Source organism: Nostoc sp. LEGE 06077 (genome assembly GCF_015207705.1).
In the GTDB taxonomy this organism is placed as follows: Bacteria; Cyanobacteriota; Cyanobacteriia; order Cyanobacteriales; family Nostocaceae; genus Nostoc_B.
In genome coordinates, this window is record NZ_JADEWI010000074.1 from 21,675 (window position 1) to 32,712 (window position 11,038).

Sequence of the window (11,038 nt, forward strand, 5' to 3'; positions counted from 1 at the left end):
AATTTATCATACCTAAATTTTGCTGTTGTTGCTGTAAGGTAGTACTAAAAATCCAAAACCGTTCAGCCGATTAACGACTTATACAATCCTCATAATGAGGATTAAGTCTCATAGCCAAAGATTTCAACTGCAATTAACAAGAGGTGAGAATGGCAGGTATCGTATCCGTTTCTCAGACAGACTTAGCCCAACGCCGCAAAAAACTACGTCGGCAAAGACAAATGAAAATTATTCAAGCAATTTGGCGAACTCTGGCGATTAGCAGTTTAGCCGGTGGGTTGCTTTGGGTAGCACTTCAACCTGTATGGGTACTCAATGATCCCAAACAAATTGTGATCAAATCCGGGAATCAAGCCCTCCCAGAAACAGCAATTAAGTCAATGCTGAAGCTATCTTATCCTCAATCTTTATGGAAAGTTGAACCGGCGGCGATCGCTGATTCGTTGAAAAAACAACCGACAATTGCTCAAGCAACTGTTAATCGTCGCTTGTTTCCACCTGGATTAATTATCGAAATCCAAGAACGAGTACCGGTAGCACTGGCGCAAAGACTTCCAGAAAATAATTCAGCTAAAAATAAACAGTCATCTACTGGTTTGCTAGATGCTAGTGGCGTTTGGATACCGTTAGAAAAATATACATTAGTGAATCCGAAGTTGAAATTACCAAGTCTGAAAGTTATTGGCATACCAGAACAATATCAAAGATATTGGAGTCAACTTTATCCCTCACTAAGTCAAAGTTCTATGAAAATCATGGAAGTTAATTTTCAAGATTTAACGAATTTAATCCTGAAAACCGAAATCGGCAATGTACATTTTGGTACTCCCAGTTCACTATTGCCAAAACAAATCAAGGTACTGACACAACTGCGAAATTTACCTGCCAAAATTAATCCTAGTCAAATAGAGTATATTGATCTCAAAAATCCTGACTCTCCCATAGTACATATGATCCAAAAAAGCCCAAAAGTTGACGCTCAAATTCCCTAACAAACAATTTATATTAATTTAGATGTATCAAATATCCTCAGTAAATTAATAAATTTGATGCTAATAGATAAATATATAAGTTTATTGATAATTTTTACTTTTTTGACAACACACTCAAAAAATTAGCGTGAACTTTTGATGAGAGATAACAGGAGGCTTAATTCCCAAGTCTCCTTTGTGGCTATAAACCCAAATGTTCCTTTATCTCTAAAATCTAGTGATAGGTATGTAGAAGATAAATTTTAGTTTTTAGGTTGCAATTATCGCCAATGATTAAATCTATCAACTATATTATTAAAGCAGATAAGATGCGATACCTTGCGTCTTTACCTGCTATGCTATTTGCTCAATTATATAAGCTTAGTGTGCTTTGTAAGCTCATGGAGTTTAGGTTTTACAAAGGAAAACTAGTCAATACTACAGATGATAGAAGTAAAAGTAACCCTCATTTTGAGTATTATTTAATATTAAGAAATAATAAAATTTACTCATTAAACTCAAGAAAAGCGAAAGTTAACCCACCAAAAACCATCACAGGTAGTTGTAAAATTGATGACCAACTTAAATCATCAACAAAAATCATAGGAGGGCATTCAGTATGCCAAATTTATACTATGCCAAATTGGCAACATAGTAGTAAAGCTATTAATCGCTTATTGAAGTTAGACAGATCAACTTTAGGTAAATGTAGGTATACTTCTCTAGAATTAGCTATGCGATCGCCTGCTTCCATCGCAAACTTTCGGATTGATAATCTTGTTAAGGTTGGCAGTCCTATTCATAATCAAGAGCAGTACCTATAGATTTTGGCAGTGTCAAACTATAGTTGATTCTGAGGTGAATAACACCCGGAAAAGTCGTTTATCTACCTTTCACAAATCCAATGACGCTTGATAATAACCAAGGGCTTACCTATAAAAACTCCCAATCTGTGGGACAGTCAGGATTTTCACTGGCAGTGAACTCAAATAATCCCTTTAATCATTCTGGGCTGAACTTCGCTCAAGGCCAAGACAGTAAAAAAATATCAGTAGAAAACAGCCGCATTGGCGAGATTGTTCCAGGTAGAGTCGCCAACATCAAAGTAATTGGTGTTGGTGGTGGTGGTGGCAATGCCGTGAACCGCATGATCGAATCTGATGTGAGTGGCGTGGAGTTTTGGTCAATTAATACTGATGCTCAAGCTTTGACTCTAGCTGGAGCGCCAAGTCGGCTGCAAATTGGGCAAAAATTAACCCGTGGTTTGGGTGCAGGAGGTAATCCGGCAATTGGTCAAAAGGCAGCGGAAGAATCACGCGATGAAATTGCCACAGCTTTAGAAGGTGCTGATTTAGTCTTCATCACTGCTGGAATGGGAGGCGGAACTGGAACAGGTGCGGCTCCGATAGTTGCAGAAGTAGCCAAAGAAATGGGCGCTCTGACAGTTGGTGTGGTAACACGTCCCTTTGTCTTTGAAGGTCGCCGCCGTACTAGCCAAGCAGAACAAGGCATTGAAGGACTGAAAAGTCGGGTAGATACACTGATTATCATCCCCAACAACAAACTATTAGAAGTGATCCCCGAACAGACACCTGTACAGGAAGCTTTTCGCTATGCAGATGATGTGCTGCGTCAAGGGGTACAAGGAATTTCTGACATCATCACCATCCCTGGTTTAGTCAACGTTGACTTTGCAGATGTGCGAGCCGTGATGGCAGATGCGGGATCAGCACTGATGGGGATCGGGATTAGCTCAGGAAAATCACGCGCTAGGGAAGCAGCGATCGCCGCGATTTCTTCACCTTTACTAGAATCTTCCATTGAAGGAGCCAGAGGAGTAGTCTTTAACATTACTGGTGGTAGCGACTTAACTTTGCATGAAGTGAACGCAGCCGCAGAAACAATTTATGAGGTAGTTGATCCCAACGCCAATATTATTTTTGGCGCAGTAATTGATGACCGACTACAAGGTGAAGTCAGAATTACTGTGATTGCGACTGGGTTCACAGGTGAAGGCCCAACAGCACCACCACAAAATGCCAGCAACCCGCGTGTAGCACCGACACAAAAAAAACCAGCCTCCCAATCACCAACAGCTAATCCATCAACACCAGTAGTGGAACCGAAAGAAAAATCAGGTTTAGATATTCCTGAATTTCTCCAAAGACGGCGTACTCCACCAGGCAAATGATTAATTGTGAATTTGAGATTTTAAATTAAATTTGCAGTTTCAGGTCAGACTGAGTGCTGTATAAAATTGGCTAATTCCTGAATTCCATGAGGGACAGAAGAAAAATTCTGTTGCCATCCTTAATGTGGCTAATTGATGAAAAACTCGTCCAAGCTACATCCAGACTAAATTTATTTAGGCAAGAGTCTTCTGACTTTTATGTCCTAGTTTTGTATTTAGAAAAAATGTTGAGCGGAGTAACAACTTCTTTCTATATAAATTGCACCTGTCTCAAAAGCTATAAGCCTTAACTGACAGGTGCGATCGCTCAAATTATGCGCTTGATTCTAGTAAATCACCAAGGTTGACGTGAAATATTCAAAATAATCGCAATTATTTTATTTTTTAGCTTGTAGACTTTGTTCCACCCATTGAATTACCTGATGACCTAAACGAGTACCACTCAGTCTATCTATTTCCCGAATTCCTGTGGGACTGGTGACATTAACTTCCGTCAGGTAGCCACCAATCACATCAATACCCACAAAAATTAAGCCATCTTGGCGTAATTTTGCAGCTAGTCGAGTACAAATTTCATGTTCTCTGGGAGTAATTTCCGTTTCAGCAACTGTACCACCAGCCGCCATATTATTGCGAAAATCACTGCCACTAGAAAGACGATTTAAAGCACCAATCGGTTCACCATGAAGTAAGATGATCCGCTTATCTCCCTCTTTAGCCTCTGGGAGATAGGTTTGTACCATCACCGGTAATCGACCTTGATAGGTGCTGAGTTCGACTATGGAGTTAAAATTGCGATCGCCTGCTTGTAAAAATAAAATCCCTTCCCCAGCTTTGTTACCCAGTGGCTTGAGAACAGTTGCGCCTTTGGCTTCCACAAATTGGCGGATAAACTGCTTATCGGCACTGACAATAGTTTCTGGAATTACTTCACTAAATTGGAGGGCATACATTTTTTCGTTTGCCATCCTGATACCATCGGGATTGTTAATCACCAGAGTTTTATTTTGGTCAACGTAATCCAGAATGTAAGTAGCAAACAGGTAAGAGTCGTTTACTGGTGGATCTGTCCGCATAAATACGGCATCCATTGTTTCCAGATTTATCAAGGAGCTATCGCTCAACTTATACCAAGGATTCGCCGCTACCCAACGTCCTTCGACTAACTGTATCGGTACTAGCTCAACCTGTTGTAAAATCGCCCAAGCTTTACCTTCTAGCACACTCAGCCAGTTTGCTTGAGTTATCCAGATTTCATGCCCTAAAATTTGTGCTGCTTCCATCAGAGCAACACTGGTATCATGACACGGGTCAAGCTGATGGATGGGATCAATAATAAAAGCCAGTTTCACGCTGTTTGCCTCAATCGCCAGGAAATTCTAAGTTCTTCAATTTAGATTAACTCCTGATGATTGAACTGACTCACAAACCTTGTCAGTAGAAAATAGAGTAATTTCAATATTTACTCACCTTACACATTACTGTCAGCAGCTAATAAGTCATCAAGTTTGCCTTGTCGGTCTAATGCGTGGATATCATCACAACCACCAACATGGTCATCATTGATAAAAATTTGTGGTACAGAACGTCTACCGTTTGCTCTTTGAGCCATTTTCTCTCGTGCTACTTCATCACCATCAACACTGTATTCGATAAAGTCAACACCCTTATTGGTCAACAAATTTTTGGCACGGATGCAAAATGGGCAAGCCCTCCAAGTGTAAATTTCTACCTTAGCAGTCATAATATCCTCTATTTTGTTTTATACTTCTCAATTCTAAAACCTCGTTATCCGTTCTAGCTGCTTTAAGCTTGTTTGTCGCCCAAAAATCAATCTGCATAAATTTTAGGGCTTGTACATCAAGGAATTATTGCTCAAAAAAATTGGGCAAGAAGTGTTTATCTACTTCTCAACCCATATCTAAATTAATATGAGAACTCAAAAGTCCTATTTAGGCTGGCAAGTTATCTTGTTGATTTTTTCTCTTCAGTCTTATAGTACTCAGACCAAATAAGCTTAAAGCTATAAGTGTGCTAGGTTCAGGGACTTTTTTAGGTTTAGGCAGGGAAGTAGATGGTTGATAGTAAGTTGTAGGAGATGGTGTAGGCGCTGGTGTAGGTGCTGGTGTAGGTGCTGGTGCAGGCGCTGGTGCAGGCGCTGGTGTAGGCGCGGGTGCAGGCGCTGGTGCAGGTGCTGGTGCAGGCGCGGGTGCAGGCGCTGGTGCAGGCGCTGGTGTAGGTGCTGGTGCAGGCGCGGGTGCAGGCGCGGGTGCAGGCGCGGGTGTAGGTGCTGGTGCAGGTGCTGGTGCAGGCGCGGGTGCTGGTGCTGGTGCAGGCGCTGGTGTTATTGCTACTGATTTATTTACAAACGCTTCACTTCCGCCATTACTAAAGGCTTGAACGTGAAACCCAACACGCAAGTCACTGTTTTTTAGGCTTTTAATGATGTCATCAAATGTGATGTCGCAGTCTAAATTAAAAAGTACACTAACAAATTCACCAGGGTTTACACCCATTTGTGATACTGGTTGATTAGCCTCAACTGAAAAATCTGAGTTAAACCGACCTCCAGGAGCATTATTGCTTCCTGGTAGATTGCCTACCTTATTAGGTATTACAAAGTCTACACCACTACCGCTATCAGTGATTGATGCGATATTTTTTAACAGGCTTGTAGTTTCATCAAAATAAATTTGGGTGATAGAAGAAGCTTGTTGCCCAAAGTTGTTGAACGTAAATAAAATCTGATCTGACTTACTGCCCTTAGAAACATCTAAAAATAGTTGACTTTCACCTGTTGCGGCATTAACGGCACTATTACCCGTGATATTTTGAAATCCAAAGCGTACGGTAGATGAGGGTGCTGGTGCTGGTGCTGGTGCTGGTGCTGGTGCTGGTGCTGGTGATGATTTTGCACTTGCTTGAGGCATTTGCCCAACCATAACTACAGGTAATAATGACAAGCCACAAGTTATATAACCTATTACTTTGTGTAAATTCATTTGAGCCACTTCTTTAAAACTCCTTTTTGCTTGTAAAAAGCTTCATAAAACAGCATTGCAGCATAAAATATCCCTTCAAAATAGAGCTTTCAAGTTATGCCAAACTGAGTTTATAAATTGCTTGTTAGCAGCTAATTTTTTGCAATTTATTATTTAAGCCTTTGCTATATGACTTAGTTTGTATAACCAAAAATTCTATTGTCTAGGAGGGAGTTCAATCTGGGATGCACTTGATAGCAATCTCTGAAACTTTTTTCTCAGTGATTAATAAATATAATTTGCCACAATAAATTATCAGTAGTCTATAGTTTGGCGGTATTTTTATAAGAACTTTAATCTCAAGGATAAAAAGAAGATTTTTTATGTATTTATCTAGATAGTCTGTATTTATACTGAGGAAATTTATTTAAGTATTTTCTTGCAAGAGATATTTAATTTTAAAGTTTTTCTTTATAAAAATAAAAGAGAGGAGATCGCCTCTCTTTAAGAGAATTTCAATTACCCACACAGTTACTTTAAGATGCTTCTCGGCGTACCCAGCCATTGATAGTAAAACGGCTATCGGCAAAGGCTTTAGATGGACACTTCACCGGAAGAACCTCGTGCATATATCGGCTGAGAAAAAATATAATACTGTTATTGCGTGGTTCGATAGTTTTAAAAGATTCTGCCTTTACATAGAAATTATTTTCAACTTTACTGTCGTATATTAACAATTCTCCTCCCGAAAACCGTTTGGGTTCTCGATTAAAGTAATAAACATAAGTTAATTCTCTTGTAGCAGTGTCTGAACTACCATTATCGTTATGAATTTTGTAAAAATTTCCATCATTATGTGATGTCAGTTGGCTTTCAATTTGAGCTATCGGAAATGAGGAAATTCCCAGCTTACTGATAACATCAGGCATTATATTCTGGATTTTGTTGACAATTAGTTCAGCAAAATCGGGGAATGAGTAAAGAACCATTGAGCGACGATAATTTTGATCATTAGTAGAAGTACTCGTAGAGACAAAGTTTGACTTGTTAGCTAGTACGTACTTAATGAGTCGCTCATGCTCATTAGGTGAGAGAAAATTATCTATTTGTACATAACTAGAATGCAAAATATCATTGGCTACAGGTTGGACATTTTCAGTTTGCTGTATCCAAAGAGGCGGTTCGGTCACTAAACCAACAAGACTTTCACTAGCAAAGGACAAACCAGAATGTCCTTCATTAATGGGAACTTGAAATAAACAGTGACTCGCAGCTTCTTGTTTATAAGCACGAGCCACAATAGTTGTTAACAGACTATGCAGTACAGGATCATCTGGCTTCAAATAAACTGTGTACTGATGTCCTCCGGCTAAAAGAAGCTGAACTTTGACTTTTGTCTGTTCTAGTTGTTGGGAGTTTGTTGACATAAATCATTAGTGGTAGGATAGTGATCGCAAGAAAGGTTGGCAAAACAAAGTAATGTAGGCTTTCTGAAAAACATCAGACCAACTTGAAAGTAAAGGAACTCAGCAATAATCTGGATGAAGACTGGAGTAACTTTCTATATCAAATACAAAAATAAAAATACCTAGTAACTATTGGTTCTAGCACGTTTTTCATCATCATGTCATTCAGGAAATACCACAGTAATTCAATATAGAAAAATGAAAGCCGTAGTTATACTAACCACGGCTTTGTGCATCAAATATTCAAAATTTATTTCGGTGTTTACTGTGAGTCAACAGCGTATGCAATCAACTGGCTAAGACGCAAACGCAAGGTTTCTAAGCCTAAACGTTCACTGGCCGAAATGAACACAGCTAAAGGAAACTCTTCTCTAGCTATAGCTAATGTCTCGCTGTCTACTTGATCAATTTTGTTAAAGGCAACCAACGCAGGGCCAGGAGTCACTGGCATAGCTGCGAGAATTTCTCGCACTGAGCGAATGTGACTTAACCAAGCAGGATGAGACAAATCCACTAAATGTAATAAAGCATCAGCTTCTGTGACTTCCTCCAAGGTGGCACGAAAAGCATCCATTAAGGATGTAGGTAATTCGTGAATGAACCCTACAGTATCTGTAATGAGAATTTCTTGGGGTTCATTAGTGTCAGCATGAGGAATGACCAAGCGACGTGTAGTCGGGTCAAGGGTAGCAAATAGCTGGTCAGCAGTATAGACTTCAGCATTAGTCAGGGCATTGAGTGAGGTAGATTTACCCGCGTTGGTATAACCAACCAAAGCCACTGAAGGAATTTCCTGATGTTGCCGTCGTTGCCGTAACCGCGAACGATGGGCTTGCAACTGGTCAACTTCTTGTTGCAGTCGAGAAATCCGCCGCTGAATAGCCCGGCGTTCTGTTTCTAGCTTGGTTTCACCAGGGCCGCGAGTACCTATACCACCACCTAACCGCGACATTGCCTGACCTCTACCAGTCAGTCGCGGCAGCATATATTCTAGCTGTGCCAGTTCTACTTGCAATTTACCCGCACGGGATTGGGCGCGTTGGGCAAAGATATCTAAAATGACTTCTGTGCGGTCAACTACCCGAACACCAATTTGTGCTTCTAAGTTGCGGACTTGTGATGGTGAGAGGTCGCGGTCAAAGACGACAAGATTACATCCCAGGGTTTGGGCAGTTAAGGCGACTTCTTGCACCTTACCTTCACCGATGACTGTTTGAGGATGAATGCGCGATCGCTTTTGTTGTACTGTATGGAGTACATCACCGCCAGCAGTATCTACCAATCGGCCTAATTCCGCTATGGTGTCGTGGAATTGTTGCGGAGTCAATTGATCTGTCATCACTGCCACAATTAGCACGCGGTCATGATCAGCATCTACTTCTTGGGCGACGAATTCTCGGCGGAATTCGGCTTCCAGTCCTTCTACTAAGTCGATGAAGTCTTGTTCTGCCAGCATATCCAAGCTCATCGGTGGGGAAATGCTGGAATAGATTGCTGAGTTTTGCGTACCGAGTGCTGAGTTTTGGGCTGCTACTAGTTGTTTAGTATCAGATACTAAATGAGCTAAATAAGCTTCTTTGACATAACCTGTAGCGCCACCACCGCGTCGGGTAAATCCTGTGCCAGTAATATTCAACATAACCAACGCGTCTAAGCGTTGCATTGCCATAGCTGTCAGCGCCACCTCATTCGGTGGTTCTGATTTGAGATGGGTGGCAATACAACGTATACCGCTGAGACGTTCTGCACCATAACGGGGCAGTTCTAGCGGTGGGATTTGTGTCTGACGCGGTGTGCCTACCCCAACACGAATCACTTGTCCGCGACGGTTGAGATAGGCACACAAAGGTTGATTGATTTCTGAGCTAATGGCTGCCAGACGCTGGGAAAATTCAGGCGTTGTGATGCGATCGCCTGGTATACGCTGGTGGTACAGCCGCTGTAGTTGTTTCAGCTGGCTGGACTTTAAACCTTGCAAATTTCCGAAGATAGTTTCTATAGGCGTTTATGACCAGTTAACTGGCCCCCCGAATCCTTCTATTGTCTATTTTACAACAGTGCTAAAGTTGCACGCTCTGTTTTTTGGGGTGTGCGATATGCAGTCAGCTTTCAGGATCTATTTCGCCAATGACTCACGGCTTTTTGCAATTCTCCCGACAGCCAGCTGTCAAATTGCGGATACACAGGTAAACGTGGCACTAATTCCCACCCCACAGGTTGTAAAACTTCTCTCAATTCTTGTGCCTGAATGTGAGGATAATCGGGATTTACTTCGTCTTTTGGCCCTATTCCCCCTAAATCTCTCGCACCTGCTTCAATACAAGCAAGTAACCATTGCTCATCTTTAACTAAATTTGGCGGAATTTGAATTGTAATTTCTGGCGGTAAAATTTGACGTGCCTTGGTAATAAGTTCTGGTAAATGATGGGGGTCAAATTGTGGCGCGTCAAAGGTTTGCTGATTTCCTGGACTGTGAGGTTGCAAGATCACTTCTTGAATGTGATGGTGGCGTTGATGAATATTAGATATCGCTTCTAAGGTTGTCTCATAATCATCTGCGGTCTCGCCAATTCCTAAGAGTAAGCCTGTGGTAAAGGGAATTTGCAACTCTCCCGCCCATTGTAATTGTTGCAGCCTCAATTGTGGGACTTTACTCGGTGCGTGGCGATGCACTGTCATTAATAATGATGGCGTTAACTGCTCCAACATTAAACCCATTGAGACATTTACATTTTTTAACTTTTGCATTTCTGCAAAACTCAGTGGACCTGCATTAGTGTGGGGTAAAAAACCCATCACCAAGGCTAATTCACATAAATCATAAATCCGCTGAAACCACGCCGGACGCTGTGGTGAATTGGGGTGTACTTCTCCACTGAGGATGAGAATTTCACAGACTTTCTCATTTTGCAGTTTTTTTAAGATATCTTTGGCTACTGATAAGGTCAGCCAAGGACTTTGACCAGGATCAGTACGAAAGTTGCAATAGGTGCAGCGATTAAAACAATCGTAGGTTGGAACGATTGTGTATGCAGGGCTATAAGTAACGGTAGAAGAATTGATCACTGGCATAGGTATAGAGAAGAGCCTTGAAGAATTGTAAACAATCTAACTTCCAGAAAAATAATTCACTCAGTAACGCAAAACCTTGATGGGAACTTTGTATCAGAGCTTTCTACAGGGTCAGTTAGAAAATTGTTTCTCAAAACACTTTACAAAACTCAATAACTTGTTTAATATATGTAACAACAGGTAAAAACACCTGCAACATTCATAACAGACGCAATCATAAAAACATGACAGCAACCTTACAACAGCGCAAAAGCGCCAACGTATGGGAACAGTTCTGCGAGTGGATCACCAGCACCAACAACCGCCTATACATCGGCTGGTTTGGCGTATTAATGATCCCCACCTTGCTAGCTGCAA

9 protein-coding genes and 1 pseudogene are annotated in these 11,038 nt (G+C 41.1%); 4 read left to right on the forward strand and 6 right to left on the reverse strand.

Features of this window, described 5'->3' with window-relative positions; genetic code table 11:
- Nucleotides 1-149: 149 nt before the first annotated feature.
- The 3 genes from IQ244_RS28860 to ftsZ all read left to right on the forward strand — a co-directional run bounded on the left by IQ244_RS28860 (nucleotide 150) and on the right by ftsZ (nucleotide 3,162).
- Nucleotides 150-992 carry a cell division protein FtsQ/DivIB gene (locus tag IQ244_RS28860; protein WP_193900121.1) on the forward strand — a complete coding sequence of 281 codons (843 nt, stop codon included), beginning with the start codon at nucleotides 150-152 and terminating at the stop codon, nucleotides 990-992.
- A 269-nt stretch (nucleotides 993-1,261) separates the two neighbouring features.
- Entirely contained in the window at nucleotides 1,262-1,795 is a 534-nt protein-coding gene (locus tag IQ244_RS28865; protein ID WP_193900122.1) for a hypothetical protein, read from the forward strand.
- An 80-nt stretch (nucleotides 1,796-1,875) separates the two neighbouring features.
- The gene (ftsZ, locus tag IQ244_RS28870; protein WP_193900123.1) at nucleotides 1,876-3,162 is read left to right on the forward strand and encodes a cell division protein FtsZ; all 1,287 of its coding nucleotides are present in this window, start codon (nucleotides 1,876-1,878) and stop codon (nucleotides 3,160-3,162) included.
- A 377-nt stretch (nucleotides 3,163-3,539) separates the two neighbouring features.
- Here the strand turns inward: ftsZ and gshB are convergent, their stop codons facing one another.
- The 6 genes from gshB to cofG all read right to left on the reverse strand — a co-directional run bounded on the left by gshB (nucleotide 3,540) and on the right by cofG (nucleotide 10,681).
- The gene (gene gshB / locus IQ244_RS28875) at nucleotides 3,540-4,514 is read right to left on the reverse strand and encodes a glutathione synthase (protein ID WP_193900124.1); all 975 of its coding nucleotides are present in this window, start codon (nucleotides 4,512-4,514) and stop codon (nucleotides 3,540-3,542) included.
- A 119-nt stretch (nucleotides 4,515-4,633) separates the two neighbouring features.
- Nucleotides 4,634-4,906, reverse strand: a complete 273-nt coding sequence (gene grxC / locus IQ244_RS28880; RefSeq protein ID WP_193900125.1) for a glutaredoxin 3 — start codon at nucleotides 4,904-4,906, stop codon at nucleotides 4,634-4,636.
- A gap of 208 nt (nucleotides 4,907-5,114) precedes the next feature.
- Nucleotides 5,115-6,164, reverse strand: coding sequence for a PEP-CTERM sorting domain-containing protein (locus IQ244_RS28885; RefSeq protein WP_193900126.1), 1,050 nt, complete (start codon nucleotides 6,162-6,164; stop codon nucleotides 5,115-5,117).
- 515 nt (nucleotides 6,165-6,679) lie between these two features.
- Nucleotides 6,680-7,570, reverse strand: coding sequence for a 2OG-Fe(II) oxygenase (locus IQ244_RS28890; protein WP_193900127.1), 891 nt, complete (start codon nucleotides 7,568-7,570; stop codon nucleotides 6,680-6,682).
- 301 nt (nucleotides 7,571-7,871) lie between these two features.
- Complete coding sequence (gene hflX, locus IQ244_RS28895) at nucleotides 7,872-9,608, reverse strand: GTPase HflX (RefSeq protein WP_193900130.1); 1,737 nt, start codon at nucleotides 9,606-9,608, stop codon at nucleotides 7,872-7,874.
- Between the two features lie 110 nt (nucleotides 9,609-9,718).
- Nucleotides 9,719-10,681 (reverse strand): 7,8-didemethyl-8-hydroxy-5-deazariboflavin synthase subunit CofG, encoded by a 963-nt coding sequence (gene cofG / locus IQ244_RS28900; RefSeq protein WP_193900128.1) that lies wholly within the window; start codon nucleotides 10,679-10,681, stop codon nucleotides 9,719-9,721.
- A gap of 224 nt (nucleotides 10,682-10,905) precedes the next feature.
- Here cofG and IQ244_RS28905 point away from each other — a divergent pair.
- Nucleotides 10,906-11,038, forward strand: a pseudogene (locus IQ244_RS28905) (photosystem II q(b) protein); the annotation flags it as partial.

Coding starts and splice junctions, on each gene's coding strand:
- IQ244_RS28860 (WP_193900121.1), top strand. CDS start 150: ATGGCAGGTATCGTATCCGTTTCTCAGACAGACTTAGCCCAACGCCGC.
- IQ244_RS28865 (WP_193900122.1), top strand. CDS start 1,262: ATGATTAAATCTATCAACTATATTATTAAAGCAGATAAGATGCGATAC.
- ftsZ (WP_193900123.1), top strand. CDS start 1,876: ATGACGCTTGATAATAACCAAGGGCTTACCTATAAAAACTCCCAATCT.
- grxC (WP_193900125.1), bottom strand. CDS start 4,906: ATGACTGCTAAGGTAGAAATTTACACTTGGAGGGCTTGCCCATTTTGC.
- IQ244_RS28885 (WP_193900126.1), bottom strand. CDS start 6,164: ATGAATTTACACAAAGTAATAGGTTATATAACTTGTGGCTTGTCATTA.
- IQ244_RS28890 (WP_193900127.1), bottom strand. CDS start 7,570: ATGTCAACAAACTCCCAACAACTAGAACAGACAAAAGTCAAAGTTCAG.
- cofG (WP_193900128.1), bottom strand. CDS start 10,681: ATGCCAGTGATCAATTCTTCTACCGTTACTTATAGCCCTGCATACACA.